Here is an 18,400-nt window from a genome sequence, read left to right as displayed (position 1 = left end):
GCGGCCCCTCACTCCTCCGCGCCGAGGCGCGGCCCGCCGCTCTCGGTCACGAGCCCGATGCGGTCGAAGCCCCCGGCGTTCAGCGCGCCCATCACCTCCATCACGCGGGCGTAGGGCACGCCCCCGTCGGCGCGCAGGTAGATCTGCGGGCTCGCCCGCTCCTCGGCGATGGCGCGCAGCCGCGGGATGAGCTCACCGGCCGGCACCTCGGTCGTCTGGATCGCCACCGTGCCCTCGCCGGTGATGCTCACGGTCAGCGGCTCCTCCTCGGCGACGGGGAGCGACCGCGCCGCGCTCTCGGGCAGGTCCACGGGCACGCCCACCGTCATCAGCGGCGCGGCCACCATGAAGATGATCAGGAGCACCAGCATCACGTCGACGAAGGGCGTGACGTTGATCTCGGCCATCGGCACCGCGCGGCGGCGCCGGCCGCGTCCGCGGCGCGGCTGCTCGGCCTTCTGGGTGACGCCCGCGCCCATCGCCTCAGCCGTCCAGCTGGCGGCTGAGGATGGTGGCGAACTCGTCGGTGAAGGCCTCGTAGCCCGCCACGATGCGGTCCGCGTCCGCCGAGAGCTTGTTGTAGAAGATCACCGCCGGGATCGCCGCCAGCAGGCCGAGCCCGGTCGCCAGCAGCGCCTCCGCGATGCCCGGCGCGACCACGGCGAGGTTGGTGTTGCCCGCCTCGGCGATCTGGATGAAGGCGTGCATGATGCCCCAGACCGTGCCGAAGAGCCCGATGAAGGGTGAGGTCGATCCCACCGTCGCCAGCAGCGGCAGCCCCTTCTGAAGCTCCTCGGATTCCCGCGCGATGGCCACGTCCATGCTGCGCTCGATGCGCGACTGCACGCCGGCGATCAGCCCGCCGTCGCCCGTGTGGCTCCTTTGCCATTCGCCCATGCCGGCGGCGAAGACGCGTTCGGCGCGCCCCGCGGGATCGGGCCCGAGCGACGCGTAGAGCTCGTCGAGCGGCTCGCCCGACCAGAAGGCGGCGTCGAAGCGGCGCGCCTCGGCGCGCGCGGCGCGGTAGGCGATCAGTTTCTGGATGATGATCGCCCAGGCCCAGAAGGACGCGAGGACGAGCACGACCATCACGAGCTTCACCGTGAGCGTCGCGCGTGCGAAGAGCCCCCACATGGAGAAATCCATCTCCTGCGCGAGCGCCAGAGCTTCCGTTTCCATTCCGCCTGCTCGTTCTGTTCTTGCGGAGCGGCCCCGCCGCCCCGGCCTGCCCGGACCGCCCTCGCACGCCCCTCGCGCGCGGCGCGGCTTCTTTGAGGTCACCAATACCCGATTTGGCGCGCCGACGCCAACACAACCGCGTGTGACCGGCCCCGGCATCCGCGATTTGTCGCCGGCGTCCGGCCGGCTCCTCACGCCCTGACGGGCGCGCGTCGCGGCGCGCGGCCCCGGCCGGACGGCTAGCCCGCGAGCGCGCGCAGCACCTCGGGCAGGCGCACGGGCCGCCCCTCCGGCCCGATCGCGACGAGCTCCACCTCCGCGTCGAAGAGAACGACCCCCTCGCGCAGCACCCGCTGTCGGAGGGTCATCCGCGCGGGGCGCACCGAGACCACCTCGGTCTCGACGTCGAGCAGATCGTCGAAGCGCGCGGGGCTCAGGTACTCCGCCGTGATCCGCCGCACGGCGAAGACGGTGCCCGCGCCCTCCTTCATCGCGCGCTGGTCGAGACCCAGCGCGCGCACCCACTCGCTCCGCGCGCGCTCGATGAACTTCAGGTAGTTGGCGTAATAGACGATGCCGCCGAAGTCGGTGTCCTCGTAGTAGACGCGGCACTGGAAGCGGTGGGTCATGGGCGCGCTCCTTTCGCGCGCGATCCTGCGCGGAGCGCGCCGGCGGCGCAACGCCGGTGCCGGTGCATCCGGGATCGATCGCCCGAGGCCGGTCGCCCGGATCGAGCCTCGCCGTGCGACGGCACCGCACAACCGCCCCGGCTGGACGCCGGGCGGGACCATGCGTAAAGGGGCGGGCGACGCGCGAGGACGACCCGGGAGGAGGACAGAGATGAGCTACGCCGAGGAGTATGCGCGGTGGCAGGCGGACCCCGAGGGCTGGTGGCTGGAGGCCGCCCGCGGGATCGACTGGGACCGCTTCCCCGAGACCGCGCTGGATGCGTCGAACGCGCCGCTCTACGAGTGGTTTCCCGACGGCATGGTCAACACCTGCTGGAACGCGGTGGACCGCCACGTCGAGGCCGGGCGCGGCGGGCAGGTGGCGATCATCCACGACAGCCCGGTCACCGGCGTCGTGCACAAGATCACCTACGACGAGCTGAGAAACCGCGTCGCGCGGCTCGCGGGGGCGCTTCGGGCCAAGGGCGTCGGGAAGGGCGACCGCGTGGTGATCTACATGCCCATGGTGCCCGAGGCGCTGGAGGCGATGCTGGCCTGCGCGCGGCTCGGCGCGATCCACTCGGTGGTCTTCGGCGGCTTCGCGAGCCACGAGCTCGCCGTGCGCATCGACGACGCCAAGCCCAAGTGCGTGATCGCCGCCTCCTGCGGGATCGAGCCGGGGCGCGTGGTGCATTACAAGCCGCTTCTCGACGGCGCGCTCGCAGAGGCCGCGCATCAGCCCGAGTTCTGCGTGATCTTCCAGCGCGAAGAGGAGGTGGCGCGGCTGGAGCCCGGCCGCGACGTGGGCTGGCACGCCTTCCAGTACGGCGCCGAGCCCGCGGACTGCGTGCCCGTGGAGGCGACGCACCCGGCCTACATCCTCTACACCTCCGGCACGACGGGCCAGCCCAAGGGCGTGGTGCGCCCCACCGGCGGGCATCTGGTCGCGCTCAACTGGACGATGAAGAACATCTACGGCGTCGAGCCGGGCGAGGTGTTCTGGGCGGCCTCCGACGTGGGCTGGGTCGTGGGGCACTCCTACATCGCCTACGCGCCGCTCATCCACGGCAACACGACGATCGTCTTCGAGGGCAAGCCGGTGGGCACGCCGGACGCCGGCACCTTCTGGCGCGTGATCCAGGAGCACAAGGTCGCGGCCTTCTTCACCGCGCCCACCGCCTTCCGCGCGATCAAGCGGGAGGACCCGGAGGGCAGCCACGTCGGCCGCTACGACATGTCGAGCCTGCGCACCCTCTTCCTCGCCGGAGAGCGCGCGGACCCCGACACCATCGCGTGGGCGAAGGCGCAGCTCGGCGTGCCGGTGATCGACCACTGGTGGCAGACGGAGACCGGCTGGACCATCACCGGCGTGCCCGTGGGCCTCGGCGGCGCGGAGCCGCGCATGGGCTCCTCGGGCGTGCCGATGCCCGGCTACGACGTCCGCATCCTCGACGAGGGCGGGCACCCGGTCGGGCCCGACACGCTGGGCGCCGTGGCGATCCGGCTGCCGCTGCCGCCGGGCACGCTGCCGACGCTTTGGAACGCCGAGGACCGCTTCCGCAAGAGCTACCTCGCGCATTTCCCCGGCTACTACGAGACCGGCGACGCGGGGATGATGGACGCGGACGGCTACCTCTACATCATGGCGCGCACCGACGACGTCATCAACGTGGCCGGTCATCGCCTCTCCACCGGCGGCATGGAGGAGGTGCTCGCCGCGCATCCCGATGTCGCCGAATGCGCGGTGATCGGCGTGGCCGACGACCTCAAGGGCCAGCTGCCGATGGGGTTCCTCTGCCTGACGAAGGGCGTGACCCGATCCGAGGCGGAGATCGTGCGCGAATGCGTGGCGCTCGTGCGCGACCAGATCGGCCCGGTGGCGGCCTTCAAGCACGCCGTCGTCGTGGACCGGCTGCCCAAGACGCGCTCGGGGAAGATCCTGCGCGGCACGATGGTCAAGATCGCCGACGGCGAGGCGGTCAAGACGCCGGCCACCATCGACGATCCCGCGATCCTCGACGAGATCCGCGCCGCCTGCCGCCGCCTCGGCTACGCGGGCGGCTGAGCGGGGAAAGGCGCGTGCGACGCGCCTTGGCCGCGATCCCGCGGATCGCGGCGCCCGCCCGGCGGGCGGGCCAAGGGCCTTGCAAGGCCCTTGGCGGCGGCCGCCGGCGCCCTTACCTCCGATGTATGCACCACGGGAGCTTTCCATGCGCCACCTCCTCGCGCTCTGTTTCGCGCTCGCAGCCCTGCCCGCCATGGCCCAGACGGTGATCGAGGATTTCGCGCCGCCCGCGGGCGAGTGGCGCTTCTTCACCGATCAGGTGATGGGCGGCGTCTCGACGGGCGAGGCGACCATCGTTCAGGGCGAGCGGACGGCGCTGCGCCTCACCGGCGAGGTCAGCACCGAGAACCGCGGCGGCTTCATCCAGGCGCGGCGCGATCTGCCCGAGGGCCTGCCCGAGGGGACGGAGGCGCTCGCCATCACCGTGCGCGGCGACGGGCAGCGCTATTTCCTGCACCTGCGCACGAGCGGGACGATCCTGCCGTGGCAGTATTACCAGGCGGCCTTCGACACGACCGGGGACTGGCAGGAGCTGCGCGTGCCGCTGTCGGCCTTCACGCCCTCCGGCGGGCTCCTGCGGGACGCGGTGCGTCCAGGCGCCGTGCGCTCCATCGCGCTGGTCGCCTACGGGCGCGATCACACGGCCGCCGTGGACCTCGCGTGGATCGCCGTCGAGTGAGCCGGCTTGCAGGCGCCGCGGCGCGCCCCCTAGCTTGGGAATAGGGCAAGCGCTGGGCGAAGCGGACCGCCACGGCCGGCGCGGCCCCCGCGACGCGGGCCGCGCCACCACAACGACGCCGCCGCCCAGCGTGGCGACCACATATGCCCCGATGGCTCGCCCCACCGCCCGACACGGGCGCGCCACGGCTCCGCACTCTGAAAGGGACGCGCCATGACCGGGACCGACGCTGACGAACCATGGCGCCTCTCCGCCGCCGAGACGGCCGAGGCGATCCGCACGGGCCGCCTGACGGCGCGCGCCGCGACGGAGGCCGCGCTCGCGCGGATGGAGGCGGTCAACCCGCGGCTGAACGCCGTGGTCGAGAGCCTCGCCGAGGCGGCGCGCGCCCGCGCCGACGCGCTCGACGCGGGCGGGGTGACCGGGCCGCTCCACGGCGTGCCGGTGACGGTCAAGGTCAACGTGGACCAGAAGGGCTGCGCCACCACCAACGGCGTCACGGCCTACGCCGAGCTGATCGCGCCCGACGACGCGCCGGTGGTCGCGAACCTCCTGAAGGCGGGGGCGGTGCCGATCGGGCGCACGAACACGCCCGAGTATTCCTTCCGCGCGGACACGGACAATCCGCTCCACGGGCGCACGCACAACCCCTGGGGCGATCATGTCTCGCCCGGGGGCTCCTCGGGCGGCGCGGGCGCGGCGGTGATGGCCGGGATCGGCGCACTCGCGCACGGCAACGACATCGGCGGCAGCCTGCGCTTCCCCGCCGCGGCCAACGGGGCGGTGACCGTCAAGCCCGGCCTCGGCCGGGTGCCTGCCTACAACCCGTCGCAGAAGGCCGAGCGGGGGATGCTCGCGCAGTCCATGTCGGTGCAGGGCCTTCTCGCGCGCAGCGCCGCGGATCTCGCGCTCGCGATGCCGGGCCTGATCGCGCCCGACCCGCGCGACCCGTTCCACGTGCCCCTGCCCTGGGCGGCCCCCCCGCTCGACGCGCCGCTGCGCGTGGCCTTCACGAAGGACTGCTTCGGCTTTGCCCTCCACCCGGAGGTCTCCGCGGCGCTGGACACGGCGGCGGAGGCGCTGGCCGCGGCGGGCTACGCCGTCGAGGAGATCACGCCGCCCGCCATGCCCGAGGCCGCGCGCGTGGGCTACCGCGCGCTGATGGGCGAGACGAAGGCGCTGCTCTCCGAGGAGTTCGCGCGCAACGGCTCGCCCGCCTTCCGCGCGCTCTTCGAGGAATACTTCCGCCAGTATCCGCCCTACGAGGGCGCCGAGCTTCTCGCGGCCATGGCCGAGCGCAGCGCCTTCGCCCGCGCCTGGTCGGTCTTTCAGGAGACCTATCCGCTCGCGCTCACGCCCTTCCTCGCGCATCCCTTCTTCGCGCCCGACCGCGACCTCGAAGGGGCCGAGGGCATGACCGAGGCGCTTGGCTCCGCGCTCTGGTCCTTCGCGATGAACTTCCTCGGACTGCCCGCCGGCAACGTGCCCGCCCGGCTCGCGGAGCTGCCGCAGGGGCCGCAGCCCATCGGCGTGCAGATCGTCGGCCGGCGCTGGCGCGAGGACCTCGTCGTGGACGCCATGGCTGCGATCGAGGCGCGCGTGGGGCCCATGGCGCCGCGGCTCTGGGCGCGCATGGGCTGAACGGGGGCGATTTTTCGTACGAAAAATCGCCGCGCGGGGCCGGCGCGGCAGGGCGCGCGCGGAGACAGGGCGCGGCGGGGGAGATTTTTCGTACGAAAAATCTCCCTTTCGTCAGACGAACTGCTCCTGAATGAGCCGTTCCTCCAGCCCGTGGCCCGGATCGAAGAGGAGCCGGTGCGCGATCGCGGGCTCCGAGCGCACGTCGACGCGGACCACGTCGTGCGCGGCGCGCGAATCCGCATCCGCCATCACCGGGCGCTTCTCGTGGTCGAGCACGTCGAAGCGCACCGTCGCCGTCTTGGGCAGGAGCGCGCCGCGCCAGCGCCGCGGCCGGAAGGGCGCGATCGCCGTCAGCGCGAGGACGTCACAGCCGATGGGCAGGATCGGGCCGTGCGCCGAGTAGTTGTAGGCCGTCGAGCCCGCCGGCGTCGCCACGAGCGCGCCGTCGCAGACGAGCTCCTCCATCCTCAGCTTGCCGTCCACCGTGATCCGGAGCTTCGCGGCCTGCGGCCCGGCGCGCAGGATCGAGACCTCGTTGATGGCGAGCGCCTCCTGCACCGTGCCGTCCGCGGCCTCGGCGCGCATGGCGAGCGGGTTGATGACCGTCTCTTCCGCAGCCGCGATCCGCGCGGGCAGGTCATCCTCGGAATACGCGTTCATCAGGAAGCCCACGGTGCCCCGGTTCATCCCGTAGACCGGCGCCGAGAGGTGCGACGTCCGGTGCAGCGTGCCCAGCATGAAGCCGTCGCCGCCGAGGGCGACGATGACGTCGGCGGTCTCCTCGGGCGCGTCGCCGTAGCGCGCTTTGAGGCGGTCGCGCGCCTCCTGCGCCACGTCCCAGTCCGAAGCGGTGAAGGCGATCCGGAGGCTCATGCGGGTCCCTCGCGCGGCGCGTCGTGCGGCGCGAGACAAGCACGGATCGGCGCCGCGCACCAGTGCGCGCCGCGTCCAGAGGACGCCCTGCCGCTTTCCGGCCTTTTACCGTGGCCCCCTTTCCGGTATGTCCGGGCCGACCCCGACAGAGGAGGACCGCGCATGAACGCCCCGCACCGCGACGACGGCTTCTTCACCGAAAGCCTCGAAAGCCGCGACGCCGAACTCTTCGACGCCATCCGCGGCGAGCTCGGCCGCCAGCGCGACGAGATCGAGCTGATCGCCTCCGAGAACATCGTCTCCGCCGCCGTGATGGAGGCGCAGGGCTCGGTGATGACCAACAAGTACGCCGAGGGCTACCCCGGCCGGCGCTACTACGGCGGCTGCCAGTGGGTGGACGTCGCCGAGGAGCTCGCGATCGAGCGCGCGACGAAGCTCTTCGGCTGCGGCTTCGCCAACGTGCAGCCCAACTCCGGCAGCCAGGCGAACCAGGCGGTCTCGCTCGCGCTGCTGAAGCCCGGCGACACCATCCTCGGCATGAGCCTCGACGCCGGCGGGCACCTGACCCACGGCGCGGCGCCGAACCAGTCGGGCAAGTGGTTCAACGCCGTGCAATACGGCGTGAGGCGCGACACCCTCGACGTGGACTACGACGAGATCGCGCGGCTCGCCGAGGAGCACAAGCCGGCGATGATCATCGCCGGCGGCTCGGCCATTCCGCGCCAGCTCGACTTCGCGCGCTTCCGCGAGATCGCCGACAGCGTGGGCGCTTGGCTGCTCGCCGATGTCGCGCATTTCGCCGGGCTGATCGCGGCGGGCGTCTATCCCTCGCCCTTCCCGCACGTCCATGTCGCCACGACGACCACGCACAAGACGCTGCGCGGCCCGCGCGGCGGCATGATCCTGACCGACGACGCGGCGCTGGCGAAGAAGTTCAACTCCGCCATCTTCCCCGGCATCCAGGGCGGACCGCTGATGCACGTCATCGCGGCCAAGGCCGTCGCCTTCGGCGAGGCGCTGCGCCCGGAGTTCAAGACCTACCAGAAGCAGGTGATCGCCAACGCCAAGGCGCTCGGCGAATCGCTCGTCGAGGGGGGGCTGGACCTCGTGACCGGCGGCACCGACAGCCACGTGCTGCTCGTCGATCTGCGGCCAAAGGGCGTGAAGGGCAACGCCACCGAAAAGGCGCTCGGCCGCGCGCACATCACCTGCAACAAGAACGGCATCCCCTTCGACACCGAGAAGCCTATGGTGACCTCCGGCATCCGCCTCGGCTCGCCGGCCGGCACCACGCGCGGCTTCGGCGAGCCGGAGTTCCGGCAGGTGGGCCGCTGGATCACCGAGGTGGTCGACGGCCTCGCCACCAACGGCGAGGAGGGCAACGGCGCGGTCGAGGAGAAGGTCAAGGGCGAGGTCGCCGAGCTCTGCGGCCGCTTCCCGCTCTACCCGCAGCTCTGAGCCGCGGCGCGCGGCGCGCCCGCCCGGGCGCGTCCCGCGACGACCGACCGGACGGGAGGGGGTCGCGCCTGCGAGGCTGGCAAACCGGAGCGTGGCGCGCTAGGGACGCGCCATGCTCGCCCTGACCCGCCACGGCACGCCCACCGACCGCCCGCCGCTCGTCATCGCGCACGGGCTCTTCGGCTCGGGCCGCAACTGGGGCGTGATCGCCAAGCGCCTCTCCGACACGCGCGAGGTGATCGCTGTGGACATGCGCAACCACAGCGAAAGCCCCCGCACCGAACGCCACGACTACCCCGGCATGGCCGCCGACCTGGCCGAGGTGATCGCGGCGGAGAGGCGGGACTGCGACCTGCTGGGTCATTCGATGGGCGGCAAGGCGGCGATGGTCCTCGCGCTCACCGCGCCCGCGGGCCTGCGCCGGCTCGTCGTGGCCGACATCGCGCCCGTCGCCTACGCGCATTCGCAGGCGCCCGCGCTCGAAGCGATGTGCGCGCTCGACCTCTCCGGGATCGACAGCCGGGCGGAGGCGACCGCCGCCCTCGCGCAGCATTTGGGCGGGGAGGACGCGCAGGGCCTCGCCGCCTTTCTCGCGCAGTCGCTCGACGCCAAGGCGCGGCGCTGGCGGCTCCACCTCGACGCCCTCGCGCGGGACATGGACGCGATCCTCGGCTTTCCGGAGGTCACGGGCCCCTTCGACGGCCCGGCGCTCTTCCTCGCGGGGGCCGAGAGCGACTATATCCGCCCCGAGCACCGCGCGCGGATCAAGGTGCTCTTCCCCGCCGCGCGCATGGCGAAGATCCCGGGCGCGGGGCACTGGCTGCACGCCGACAAGCCGCGCGAGTTCGAGGCGGCGGTGCGCGCCTTCCTCGAGGCGTGACTCACCCCAGCGTCCGCAGCGCGCCCTCGAGCCAGGGAAGCTGCGCGCGCGCCGGGCCCACCACCTGCGTCTCCACGAGATCGCGGATCGTGCGCGCGATGTCCTCGGGCACCGGGCTCGCCCAGTCGGCCCCGGCGAAAAGCGAGATCGTGCGCGACAGCGGCGCGAAGGGCAGCGGGTGCGCCGCGATCCGGTCGTGCAGCCGCGCCGCGCGCATGTAGCCCAAAGGCGTCGTGATCGCCCAGCCCGCGCCGCGCGCCACCAGCGCCATCAGCGCCTGATGCGCGCCGATCTCGAAGCGCTCGGGATACTCGGCCCCTTCGCTGCGCAGATGCGCCTCGATCGTGCGGCCGATGAGCTGCGTGCGGTCGTAGCGCAGGAACGGCAGCCGCCCGAGCGCCGCCTGCCCCTCCTGCGGGCCGCGCGGCGTGACGAGGATGAAGGGATCGCGCACCAGCGGCCGCTCGGCGAGGCCCTCGGGCGGGGTGCCCGGGCGCGCCGCGACGCCGAGATCGAGGCGGCGCTCGGCCACCGCCTGCGTGATCTCGTGGCTCGGCGCGGTGACCATCCGGAAGCGGCAGCGCGCCATGTTCTCGGCGAGGATCGTGGCGAGGCGCGGCGTCAGGTCGCTGTCGAAATCGTCGATCAGCCCGAGCGCCAGCGTCGTGAGCCCCGAGAGATCCATCATCGTGATCTCGGACTGCGCGAGGCGCAGTTGCGAGAGCACCTCGCGCGCCCGCGGCAGGAAATGCCGCCCCGCCGGCGTCAGCTGCATCGGCCGGCGCGCGTGATCCACGAGCGCGGTGCCGAGCGCCGCCTCGAGGTTGCGCAACTGCTGCGAGACGGCGGGGGCGGAGAGCCCCGTGCGCGCCGCCGCCTCGGCGACGGAGCCGGTCGCGGCGAGCGCCTCGAACACCTCGAGCCCGCGCAGGGTGACGCCCTTGAACCCCATCGCCTCCTCCCGGCGGGCGCGCCGCCCGGTCAGCGCAGCCGCGCGCAGCTGCGCTCCACCTCATCGGCGAAGGCGGTGTAGCGATCCCAGAAGCGCCGGTCGGCCGGCCTGTCGGATTGCCGGATGTCCTGCGCGCGCTGCGGATTGTCGTAGAAGCTCGCCGCGAGGCGCCGGTCGCCCCGGTCGAGCTCCCGGTCGGCCACCGCCTGCACGCAGCCGCAGAGCGCCGGATTGGCCCCGGCGCGCCCCGAATCGATGCAGGCGTTCTGCAACCGCCCCGCCCCGCAGGCCGCGAGCGTCAGCATCACCCCGCCCGCCAGGACCGCACGCCCCGCTCCGCTCATGCCGCCTCTCCGGATTGGCCCCTCCGGACGCCCCGCGCCCGTGTCCTCGTCACCATGCCCGCGCGCGGGCCGGGTTTCAACTGGGGGGTGGTGGGGGCACAGCCGTTGTCGCAGCTTCACAAAGGGTCGCGCCGCAGGCGGGATAGCCGCCGCCGCCGCGGCCGGCGCAGGGCGCGGGCCCGGCACGCACCCTGCGGCCGCTCACACATCCAGCTCTTCCACGAACCGCGCGTTCTCGGAGATGTACTGGAACCGCAGTTCCGGTTTCTTGCCCATAAGACGCTCGACGAGGTCGCCGGTCTCGCCCGGTTCGTCGTCGTCGATGGTCACCCGGATCAGCCGGCGGGAGGCCGGGTCCATCGTGGTCTCTTTCAGGTCCTTGGCGTCCATCTCGCCAAGGCCCTTGAAGCGGCTGACCTCGATCCTGCCCTTGCCGCCGAGGCCCGTCTGCATCCACGCCTCCCGCTCCGCGTCGTCGAGGGCGTAGACGCGCTTCGCGCCCTGCGTCAGCCGGTAGAGCGGCGGGCAGGCGAGATAGAGGTGCCCGTGGTCGATCAGCGGGCGCATCTGGCTGAAGAAGAAGGTCATCAGCAGCGAGGCGATATGCGCGCCGTCCACGTCGGCGTCGGTCATGATGATGACCTTCTCGTAGCGCAGGTCGTCGAGGCGGAACTTCGTGCCGAGCCCCACGCCCAGCGCCTGGGAGAGGTCGTTGATCTCGGCGTTCTGCCCGAGCTTGGAGGAGGCCGCGCCGAGCACGTTCAGGATCTTGCCCCGGAGCGGCAGGAGCGCCTGCGTGCGCCGCTCGCGCGCCGCCTTGGCCGAGCCGCCCGCGCTGTCGCCCTCGACGATGAAGAGCTCCGTGCCCTCGCGCGCGTTCGCCGTGCAGTCCACGAGCTTGCCCGGCAGGCGCAGCTTGCGCGTGGCGGACTTGCGCGCGGTCTCCTTCTCCTGCTTGCGGCGCTGGCGCTCCTCGGCGCGCAGCACGAGGAAATCGAGAATCGCGCCCGCGCTCTTCGGATCGGCGGCGAGCCAGTTGTCGAAGTGGTCGCGCACGGCGCCTTCCACCAGCTTCGCCGCCTCGGCGGTGGCAAGGCGGTCCTTGGTCTGGCCCACGAACTCCGGCTCGCGGATGAAGCAGGAGACGAGCGCGCAGCCCCCGCCCATGAGATCCTCGCGGGTGATCTGCGCGGCCTTCTTGTTGTTCGCGAGCTCGCCGTAGGCGCGGATGCCCTTCAGGATCGCCGCCCAGAAGCCCTGTTCGTGCGTGCCGCCCTCGGGCGTGGGCACGGTGTTGCAGTAGCTCTGCACGAAACCGTCGCGCGCGGGCGTCCAGTTGATCGCCCATTCGACCTTGCCGGGGCGGCCGAAGCGTTCCTCGAAATCGACCTTGCCGGCGAAGGGGCGCTCGGAATAGGTCGTCGCGCCCTCGAGGCGCTCGGCGAGGTAGTCGGCGAGCCCGCCCGGGAAGCGGAAGGTCGCCTCGGCCGGGGTCTCGCCGTCGTCCACGTTTGATTTCCAGCGGATCTCGACGCCGGAGAAGAGATAGGCCTTCGACCGCGCGAGGGCGAAGAGGCGCGCGGGCTTGAAGCGCGCGGCGCCGAAGATCTCGGCGTCGGGGTGAAAGGTGACGGTGGTGCCGCGCCGGTTGGGCGCCGCGCCGACCTCCTCAACCGGGCCCTGCGGCTTGCCGCGGGCGAAGCGCTGTTCGTGCAGCACCTTGTTGCGCGCCACCTGCACGGTCATCGTGTCCGAAAGCGCGTTGACGACCGAGGCGCCGACGCCGTGCAGGCCGCCGCTCGTCTGATAGGCCTTGCCCGAGAACTTGCCGCCCGCATGAAGCGTGCAGAGGATCACCTCGAGCGCGGACTTCTCGGGAAACTTCGGGTGCGGATCGACGGGGATGCCCCGACCGTTGTCGCGGATGGTGAGCGCGCCATCGGCGTGCAGCTCCATCTCGATGCGGCTCGCGTGGCCGGCGACGGCCTCGTCCATCGCGTTGTCGAGCACCTCGGCGGCCATGTGATGGAGCGCGCGCTCGTCGGTGCCGCCGATGTACATGCCGGGGCGCTTGCGCACCGGCTCCAGCCCCTCGAGCACCTCGATCGAGGAAGCGTCGTAGTCGCCGTGTCCCTGCTGAGAGAGAAGATCGTCTGCCATGCCTGCCCGGCCCTTCTGTTTGGTCCACCATTAGACCAGCAACCGCGCCGCCCGGAAAGGGGCTGCGCACGGGTCCGCCACGCGGCGGGCGGCGGAGCGCCGCCGACCGCGCGGCGCGCCGCGCTTGCGGCGGGCGCGGGCGGCGCCTAGCTTTCCGCGCATGCTGCGCCCTGCCCTGACCGCGACGGCCCTCGCGCTCGCGCCCGTCCCCGGCGCCGCGCATCCGCACATGTTCGTCGATACGGCGGTGACGCTCGAGGCGGACGCGGAGGGGCGGATCACCGCGGTCGAGGTCACCTGGACCTACGACGAGTTCTCGACGCTGATGATCCTCGAGGACATGGGGCTCGACCCCGACGGCGACGCCGAGCTCACCGAGGCGGAGCTCGCGGAGCTGCGCGGTTTCGACCTCGAGATCTGGCCCGAGGATTTCGAGGGCGACATCTACCTCCGCCGCGGCGAGGCGACCGCCGATATCGGCCTGCCCGAGGCCACGGGCATCGCCGTCGAGAACGCGCGCATCGTGGCGAGCCACCGCCGCCCGGTCGCCCCCGTCCCGGCCGCGGGCACGGTGCTGGAGGCCTACGACCCGACCTTCTTCGTGGACTACACCCTGACCCAAGTCACCCCGCCCGAGGGCTGCCGCGCCGAGATCGAGCCGGCGGACGAGGCCGCCGCCGACCGCAAGGTGGCCGAGATGGCCGGCGCGGTGGACGAGATGACCTTCGAGGTGCTGGAGGTCGGCCATCTCTACGCCGACGGGGCCCGGATCGCATGCGCGCCCTCCTCCTGATCGGGCTCGCCGCCGTCGGCCTCGCGGCGGGCTGGCTCTGGCTGCTCGGCGGCGCCGAGGAGGTCGCGCGCCGCGCCGCCGAGGGCCAGCAGGCCGCGCAGCGCGCGATGGCCGCGCCCCTGCGCGCGCTGCGCGCGGGCGAGCCCGGCGCGCTCGCCGCGCTCGTGGGCGTCACCTTCGCCTACGGCTTCTTCCACGCGGCCGGGCCCGGGCACGGCAAGCTCCTGCTCGGGGGCTACGCGGCGGGCACCCGGGTGCCGGCGGCGCGGCTCTCGGCGCTCGCGCTCGCTTCGAGCCTCGCGCAGGGGGCGAGCGCCGTGGCGCTCGTCTACGGCGGGGTCTGGGCGCTCGGGCTGACTCGGGCGCAGCTGACCGGGACCGCAGAGTCCTGGCTCGCGCCGCTCTCCTACGCCGCCGTCGGCGCGATCGGCGCGTGGCTTGTCCTGCGCGGCGCGCGCCGCCTCATGCGGCTGCGGGCGGAGGCGGCCTGTTGCGGGCACGCCCACGGGCCGGGCCCCGAGGCCGCCGCGCGGGTCACCGGCTGGCGCGACGCGGCAGCGCTGATCGGGGCGGTGGCGCTGCGCCCCTGCACCGGGGCGCTCTTTCTGCTGGTGCTGACCTGGCGGATGGACCTCGTCTGGCAGGGGATCGCGGGGGTCATGGCGATGGCCCTCGGCACGGCGAGCGTGACCGTCGCGGTGGCCCTCGCCGCGCTCACCGCGCGCGAGGGCGCGCTGGCGCAGCTCTCGGAGAGCCGCACGCTCGCCCGCGCCGCGCCGCTTCTCGAGGTGGGCGCGGGCGCGGTCATCGCGGCGCTCTCGTGGCAGATGGCGCTGCGGCTCGTCTGAGGCGCCTTGCGGGCGGCGGGGGCGGTGCGTAAGCCGCGGCCATGGCCGCGCCCCGGATGACCTATCCCCGCCACCTCCGCGCGATCCTCGTGCTGGGCCTGCCGCTCGTCGGCGGGCATCTGGCGCAGTTCGCCATCCATCTCACCGACACGGTGATGATGGGCTGGCACTCGGTCGAGGGGCTCGCGGCGCTGACGCTGGCGACGGCGCTCTGGTTCATGCTCTGGATCATGGGATCGGGCATCGCCTGGGCGGTGATGCCCCTCGTCGCCTCGGCCGAGGCGGAGGCGGACGAGACGGCGATCCGCCGCGTCACGCGCATGGGGCTCTGGCTCTCGACGCTCTTCGCGCTCGCCTGCCTGCCGCTGGTGTGGTTCTCGGCGCCGGTTATGCGCGCGCTCGGGCAGACGCCGGAGCTCTCGGCGGCGGCCGAGACCTACCTGCGCATCGCGGGGCCGGGGCTCCTGCCCGCGCTTCTCGTGATGGTGCTGAAGTCCTATCTCGCCGCGCTCGGGCGCACGCAGGTCGTGCTCTGGATCACCGTCGCCGCGGCGGTGGCCAACGCCGGGTTCAACTACGCGCTGATCTTCGGCAACTGGGGCGCGCCCGAGCTGGGCCTGCGCGGCGCGGCGGTGGCGAGCGTCTCGACCAATGCGCTCGCACTTCTCTTCTCGGCGGCCTACGCCGCGGTCGTGCTGCCCGGGCACCGGCTCTTCGCGCGGCTCTGGCGGCCGGACTGGGACGCCTTCCGCGAGGTGGCGCGCATGGGCGCGACGATCGGGGTGACGAATCTCGCCGAGGTGGCGCTTTTTTCCTTCTCCTCGGTGATGATGGGCTGGCTCGGGACCATCCCGCTCGCCGCGCACGGCATCGCGCTGCAGGTCACCTCGGCCTTCTTCATGATGCACATGGGGCTCTCGAACGCGGCGACGATCCGGGCGGGCAACGCCTACGGGCTCGGCGACGCCGAGCACCTGACCCGCGGCGCGCGCGCCGTCCTCGCGCTGAGCGCGCTCGCGGCAGGGGTGACGATCCTGTTGTTCCTGACGGCGCCGGGGCCGCTCTACGCGCTCTTCCTCGACCCGGAGGAGCCCGCGCGGGCCGAGATCATGGCGCTCGGCGCGACGCTCCTCGCCATCGCCGCGCTCTTTCAGCTGGTGGACGCCGCGCAGGTCATGGCGCTCGGCCTTTTGCGCGGGGTGCGCGACACCACGGTGCCGATGGTCATGGCCTCGGTCAGCTACTGGGGCGTCGGCATCCCCGGCGCGCTCGTGATGGGCTTCGTCCTCGACTGGGGCGGCGCGGGGGTGTGGCTGGGCATGACGCTGGGCCTCGCCTGCGCGGGGGTGCTGATGATGGCGCGCTTCTGGGGCCGCGCGGTGCCGCGCCTGCGTGCGCGCGTGGCGCGCGCCTAGTCCTCGCGCGCGGCGCGCTCGGCCTTCTTGCGCACGAGCACGGTGCGCAGGTCGTGCATCGCCAGCAGCAGGCCGTCCGTCACCTCCTCCAGTTCGGCGTCGGTCGCGCGGCTCTGCGCCCATTGCGCGGCGAGGTTGATCCGGTCGAGCGTGCGGCGGATGTCGTCCATCTCGCGCGCGGCGAGCACCGCGCGGCGTTCCTCCATCCAGTCGCGGATGGCGGCGTGGTCCGCGTCGTCGAGCGTGCGGTCGCCCTGCGGCCGGATCTGGCCGTTGCGGACATTGACCACCGCGATCGGGTCCATCTCGAGGCGGCTGTGCCGGTTGGCGCCGTCCACGCGAAAGACGAGCGCGCCGGTCTCGCGCACGCGGAAGTAATAGGCCGGCAGGTCGCTCATGCCCGCATGCCCCCGACGAAGGCGGCGATGCGCGCGCAGGCGTCCTCCAGCACCGCGTCGGAGGTGGCGTAGCTCACCCGGAAATGCGGCGAGAGGCCGAAGGCCGCGCCGAAGACCGCCGCGACCCCCTGCTCCTCCAGAAGCGCGTCGGTGAAATCCTGATCGCTGCCGATCCGCCGGCCGCCGGCGGTGGTGCGCCCGATGAGCCCCGCGATCGAGGGATAGACGTAGAAGGCGCCCTCCGGCACCGGGCACGCGACGCCGGGAATCGCGTTCAGCCGCTCGACCACCAGATCGCGCCGCCGGCGGTAGGCGGCGCGCGCCTCGGCGAGGAAGTCCTGCGGCCCCTCGAGCGCGGCGACCGCCGCCCACTGGCTGAGCGCCGCCGGGCAGGTGGTGCTCTGCGACTGAAGCTTGCCCATCGCCGCGATCAGCTCCGCCGGCCCGCCCGCGTAGCCGATGCGCCAGCCGGTCATCGCGTAGGCCTTGGAGACGCCGTTGAGCGTCAGCGTGCGGTCGCGCAGGCGCGGCGCGACCTCCGCGGGCGTGGCGAAGGTGAAGCCCTCGTAGGCGATGTGCTCGTAGATGTCGTCGGCGAGGACGAGCACTTGCTCGTGGCGCAGGAGCACCTCGGCCAGCGCAGCGAGCTCGGCGCGGCCGTAGCCCGCGCCCGAGGGATTGCCGGGCGAGTTCAGCAGCACCCATCGCGTGCGCGGCGTGATCGCGGCCTCGAGCGCCGCGGGCGCGAGCTTGAAGCCCGCGGCCATCTCCGTCTCGACGATCACCGGCTCGGCCCCGGCGAGGCGCACGATGTCGGGGTAGCTGACCCAGTAGGGCGCGGGGATCACCACCTCGTCGCCGGGGTTCAGCGTCGCCATCAGCGCGTTGAAGATCACCTGCTTGCCGCCCGATCCGACGGTGATCTCCTCCCGGGCGTAGTCGAGCCCGTTCTCGCGGCGGAACTTCGCCGCGATGGCCGCCTTGAGCTCGGGGATGCCGTCGGGGGCGGTATATTTCGTTTTCCCCCCTTCGAGTGCCGCAATCGCCGCGTCCTTGACGTGGCGCGGCGTGTCAAAGTCGGGTTCGCCGGCGCTGAGCGAGATCACGTCGCGCCCGGCGGCGATCAACTCCCGCGCGCGCTGGCTCGCGGCGACGGTGGGAGAGGGGCGCACGCGGGCGAGGGACGCGGAAAGAGGGATCATGCGGCACCGGTTTGAAGGCGGACAGCCCATGTCATAGGCTGCCGGCGAACGACGGATCAAGCGGCCCCGGCCGCGGAAGGGAGAGACGGATGAACGAGGATCTTCAGGAGGCCGTCAACTGGTACGGCCCCGAGGTCGCCACATTCGGCGACCGGCTCGCCGCGGCGCGCGAGCGCGCGGCGATGACCCAGGCGCAGCTGGCGCGCCGGCTGGGCGTGAAGCTCTCGACGCTGCGCGGCTGGGAGGACGACCTGAGCGAGCCGCGCGCCAACCGGCTCTCGATGATGGCCGGCATCCTGAACGTCTCGATCATGTGGCTGCTGACCGGCGAGGGCGACGGCCTCGACGGGCCGGAGGACACCGCGGAGGTGCCCGCCGAGGTCGGCCGCATCCTCGCCTCCATGCGCGAGCTGCGCACCGAGCTCAAGTCGGCCTCCGACCGCCTCGCCCGGCTGGAAAAGCAGCTGCGCGTGCAGCTCAGGGAGACCGGCCAGTGAGCCCGGAGGACCGCGACACCCGGCTGCGCCGCCTCGCCATGCGCTCGATGCGGCGCGGCACCAAGGAGATGGACGTCATCCTCATGCGCTACTTCGAGGCCGAGGGCGCGTCGCTCGACGCCGCCGCGCTCGACCAATACGAGGCGCTGCTCGAGGAGGGCGACACCGACCTCTACGCCTGGATCTCCGGCCAGACGCCGCCGCCCGAGCGCCACGCAGAGGCCGTCGCCGCCATCCAGGCCCTGCTTCCGAGTACGGAATAGAGCGGATTTTACGCGACCACGGCGCGATTTAACCGCTTGTTCGGTATTCCGCGCGAGGGTGTCGTCGTCCACCGAGGCGGAGGCG

The 18,400-nt window shown here is 72.8% G+C and carries 19 protein-coding genes; 10 read left to right on the top strand and 9 right to left on the bottom strand.

Features of this window, described 5'->3' with window-relative positions; genetic code table 11:
* Nucleotides 1-8 precede the first annotated feature (8 nt).
* From tolR to ybgC, 3 genes are all read right to left on the bottom strand, one after another.
* On the bottom strand, nt 9-479 hold the full coding sequence (tolR, locus tag DRV84_RS01550; protein WP_115977976.1) for a protein TolR: 471 nt from the start codon (nt 477-479) through the stop codon (nt 9-11).
* 4 nt (nt 480-483) lie between these two features.
* Nucleotides 484-1,179, bottom strand: a complete 696-nt coding sequence (gene tolQ, locus DRV84_RS01545; RefSeq protein WP_115977975.1) for a protein TolQ — start codon at nt 1,177-1,179, stop codon at nt 484-486.
* A 239-nt stretch (nt 1,180-1,418) separates the two neighbouring features.
* Complete coding sequence (gene ybgC, locus DRV84_RS01540; RefSeq protein WP_115977974.1) at nt 1,419-1,808, bottom strand: tol-pal system-associated acyl-CoA thioesterase; 390 nt, start codon at nt 1,806-1,808, stop codon at nt 1,419-1,421.
* 211 nt (nt 1,809-2,019) lie between these two features.
* On the opposite strand from ybgC, the gene DRV84_RS01535 reads away from it, so the two are divergent.
* From DRV84_RS01535 to DRV84_RS01525, 3 genes are all read left to right on the top strand, one after another.
* On the top strand, nt 2,020-3,912 hold the full coding sequence (locus DRV84_RS01535) for a propionyl-CoA synthetase (RefSeq protein ID WP_115977973.1): 1,893 nt from the start codon (nt 2,020-2,022) through the stop codon (nt 3,910-3,912).
* Between the two features lie 145 nt (nt 3,913-4,057).
* Complete coding sequence (locus DRV84_RS01530) at nt 4,058-4,591, top strand: CIA30 family protein (RefSeq protein WP_115977972.1); 534 nt, start codon at nt 4,058-4,060, stop codon at nt 4,589-4,591.
* A gap of 213 nt (nt 4,592-4,804) precedes the next feature.
* The gene (locus tag DRV84_RS01525; protein ID WP_115977971.1) at nt 4,805-6,232 is read left to right on the top strand and encodes an amidase; all 1,428 of its coding nucleotides are present in this window, start codon (nt 4,805-4,807) and stop codon (nt 6,230-6,232) included.
* A gap of 111 nt (nt 6,233-6,343) precedes the next feature.
* Here the strand turns inward: DRV84_RS01525 and DRV84_RS01520 are convergent, their stop codons facing one another.
* Nucleotides 6,344-7,105: an NAD kinase gene (locus tag DRV84_RS01520; RefSeq protein ID WP_115977970.1), complete on the bottom strand. Its 762-nt coding sequence runs from the start codon at nt 7,103-7,105 to the stop codon at nt 6,344-6,346.
* Nucleotides 7,106-7,267: 162 nt separating this feature from the next.
* Between DRV84_RS01520 and glyA the strand changes: the two genes are divergently transcribed.
* Together glyA and DRV84_RS01510 are read left to right on the top strand one after the other, a co-directional pair.
* Nucleotides 7,268-8,563 (top strand): serine hydroxymethyltransferase, encoded by a 1,296-nt coding sequence (gene glyA, locus DRV84_RS01515; RefSeq protein WP_115977969.1) that lies wholly within the window; start codon nt 7,268-7,270, stop codon nt 8,561-8,563.
* 112 nt (nt 8,564-8,675) lie between these two features.
* Nucleotides 8,676-9,443, top strand: a complete 768-nt coding sequence (locus DRV84_RS01510; protein WP_115977968.1) for an alpha/beta fold hydrolase — start codon at nt 8,676-8,678, stop codon at nt 9,441-9,443.
* A 1-nt stretch (nt 9,444) separates the two neighbouring features.
* On the opposite strand, the gene DRV84_RS01505 is transcribed toward DRV84_RS01510, so the two are convergent.
* The 3 genes from DRV84_RS01505 to parE all read right to left on the bottom strand — a co-directional run bounded on the left by DRV84_RS01505 (nt 9,445) and on the right by parE (nt 12,899).
* The gene (locus DRV84_RS01505) at nt 9,445-10,395 is read right to left on the bottom strand and encodes a LysR family transcriptional regulator (protein ID WP_115977967.1); all 951 of its coding nucleotides are present in this window, start codon (nt 10,393-10,395) and stop codon (nt 9,445-9,447) included.
* 29 nt (nt 10,396-10,424) lie between these two features.
* Nucleotides 10,425-10,739: a hypothetical protein gene (locus tag DRV84_RS01500; RefSeq protein ID WP_239994952.1), complete on the bottom strand. Its 315-nt coding sequence runs from the start codon at nt 10,737-10,739 to the stop codon at nt 10,425-10,427.
* Between the two features lie 201 nt (nt 10,740-10,940).
* Nucleotides 10,941-12,899, bottom strand: coding sequence for a DNA topoisomerase IV subunit B (gene parE, locus DRV84_RS01495; protein WP_115977965.1), 1,959 nt, complete (start codon nt 12,897-12,899; stop codon nt 10,941-10,943).
* A gap of 160 nt (nt 12,900-13,059) precedes the next feature.
* On the opposite strand from parE, the gene DRV84_RS01490 reads away from it, so the two are divergent.
* The 3 genes from DRV84_RS01490 to DRV84_RS01480 are packed head-to-tail and all read left to right on the top strand — an operon-like array spanning nt 13,060 to nt 15,955.
* Nucleotides 13,060-13,692 (top strand): DUF1007 family protein, encoded by a 633-nt coding sequence (locus DRV84_RS01490; protein ID WP_115977964.1) that lies wholly within the window; start codon nt 13,060-13,062, stop codon nt 13,690-13,692.
* Nucleotides 13,674-14,540: a nickel/cobalt transporter gene (locus tag DRV84_RS01485; RefSeq protein WP_115977963.1), complete on the top strand. Its 867-nt coding sequence runs from the start codon at nt 13,674-13,676 to the stop codon at nt 14,538-14,540. The genes DRV84_RS01490 and DRV84_RS01485 overlap by 19 nt, the downstream gene beginning before the upstream one ends.
* A gap of 41 nt (nt 14,541-14,581) precedes the next feature.
* On the top strand, nt 14,582-15,955 hold the full coding sequence (locus tag DRV84_RS01480; RefSeq protein ID WP_239994951.1) for an MATE family efflux transporter: 1,374 nt from the start codon (nt 14,582-14,584) through the stop codon (nt 15,953-15,955).
* Here DRV84_RS01480 and DRV84_RS01475 read toward each other — a convergent pair.
* On the bottom strand, nt 15,952-16,353 hold the full coding sequence (locus tag DRV84_RS01475; RefSeq protein ID WP_115977962.1) for a hypothetical protein: 402 nt from the start codon (nt 16,351-16,353) through the stop codon (nt 15,952-15,954). The two genes, DRV84_RS01480 and DRV84_RS01475, sit on opposite strands and share 4 nt — an antisense overlap.
* The gene (locus tag DRV84_RS01470; protein WP_115977961.1) at nt 16,350-17,555 is read right to left on the bottom strand and encodes a pyridoxal phosphate-dependent aminotransferase; all 1,206 of its coding nucleotides are present in this window, start codon (nt 17,553-17,555) and stop codon (nt 16,350-16,352) included. Before DRV84_RS01470 ends, DRV84_RS01475 begins: the two co-directional genes overlap by 4 nt.
* An 89-nt stretch (nt 17,556-17,644) precedes the next feature.
* On the opposite strand from DRV84_RS01470, the gene DRV84_RS01465 reads away from it, so the two are divergent.
* Together DRV84_RS01465 and DRV84_RS01460 are read left to right on the top strand one after the other, a co-directional pair.
* Nucleotides 17,645-18,052, top strand: coding sequence for a helix-turn-helix domain-containing protein (locus DRV84_RS01465; RefSeq protein WP_115977960.1), 408 nt, complete (start codon nt 17,645-17,647; stop codon nt 18,050-18,052).
* A 38-nt stretch (nt 18,053-18,090) separates the two neighbouring features.
* The gene (locus DRV84_RS01460) at nt 18,091-18,315 is read left to right on the top strand and encodes a succinate dehydrogenase assembly factor 2 (protein WP_115978051.1); all 225 of its coding nucleotides are present in this window, start codon (nt 18,091-18,093) and stop codon (nt 18,313-18,315) included.
* Nucleotides 18,316-18,400: the final 85 nt, after the last annotated feature.

The organism is Rhodosalinus sediminis (assembly GCF_003385555.1).
Lineage (GTDB): Bacteria > Pseudomonadota > Alphaproteobacteria > Rhodobacterales > Rhodobacteraceae > Rhodosalinus > Rhodosalinus sediminis.
The sequence above is the reverse complement of the archived record's forward strand: the minus strand, read 5'-3'. Positions and strand labels throughout refer to the sequence as shown.

Coding starts and splice junctions, on each gene's coding strand:
- tolR (WP_115977976.1), bottom strand. CDS start 479: ATGGGCGCGGGCGTCACCCAGAAGGCCGAGCAGCCGCGCCGCGGACGC.
- tolQ (WP_115977975.1), bottom strand. CDS start 1,179: ATGGAAACGGAAGCTCTGGCGCTCGCGCAGGAGATGGATTTCTCCATG.
- ybgC (WP_115977974.1), bottom strand. CDS start 1,808: ATGACCCACCGCTTCCAGTGCCGCGTCTACTACGAGGACACCGACTTC.
- DRV84_RS01535 (WP_115977973.1), top strand. CDS start 2,020: ATGAGCTACGCCGAGGAGTATGCGCGGTGGCAGGCGGACCCCGAGGGC.
- DRV84_RS01530 (WP_115977972.1), top strand. CDS start 4,058: ATGCGCCACCTCCTCGCGCTCTGTTTCGCGCTCGCAGCCCTGCCCGCC.
- DRV84_RS01525 (WP_115977971.1), top strand. CDS start 4,805: ATGACCGGGACCGACGCTGACGAACCATGGCGCCTCTCCGCCGCCGAG.
- DRV84_RS01520 (WP_115977970.1), bottom strand. CDS start 7,105: ATGAGCCTCCGGATCGCCTTCACCGCTTCGGACTGGGACGTGGCGCAG.
- glyA (WP_115977969.1), top strand. CDS start 7,268: ATGAACGCCCCGCACCGCGACGACGGCTTCTTCACCGAAAGCCTCGAA.
- DRV84_RS01510 (WP_115977968.1), top strand. CDS start 8,676: ATGCTCGCCCTGACCCGCCACGGCACGCCCACCGACCGCCCGCCGCTC.
- DRV84_RS01505 (WP_115977967.1), bottom strand. CDS start 10,395: ATGGGGTTCAAGGGCGTCACCCTGCGCGGGCTCGAGGTGTTCGAGGCG.
- DRV84_RS01500 (WP_239994952.1), bottom strand. CDS start 10,739: ATGAGCGGAGCGGGGCGTGCGGTCCTGGCGGGCGGGGTGATGCTGACG.
- parE (WP_115977965.1), bottom strand. CDS start 12,899: ATGGCAGACGATCTTCTCTCTCAGCAGGGACACGGCGACTACGACGCT.
- DRV84_RS01490 (WP_115977964.1), top strand. CDS start 13,060: ATGCTGCGCCCTGCCCTGACCGCGACGGCCCTCGCGCTCGCGCCCGTC.
- DRV84_RS01485 (WP_115977963.1), top strand. CDS start 13,674: ATGCGCGCCCTCCTCCTGATCGGGCTCGCCGCCGTCGGCCTCGCGGCG.
- DRV84_RS01480 (WP_239994951.1), top strand. CDS start 14,582: ATGGCCGCGCCCCGGATGACCTATCCCCGCCACCTCCGCGCGATCCTC.
- DRV84_RS01475 (WP_115977962.1), bottom strand. CDS start 16,353: ATGAGCGACCTGCCGGCCTATTACTTCCGCGTGCGCGAGACCGGCGCG.
- DRV84_RS01470 (WP_115977961.1), bottom strand. CDS start 17,555: ATGATCCCTCTTTCCGCGTCCCTCGCCCGCGTGCGCCCCTCTCCCACC.
- DRV84_RS01465 (WP_115977960.1), top strand. CDS start 17,645: ATGAACGAGGATCTTCAGGAGGCCGTCAACTGGTACGGCCCCGAGGTC.
- DRV84_RS01460 (WP_115978051.1), top strand. CDS start 18,091: ATGCGCTCGATGCGGCGCGGCACCAAGGAGATGGACGTCATCCTCATG.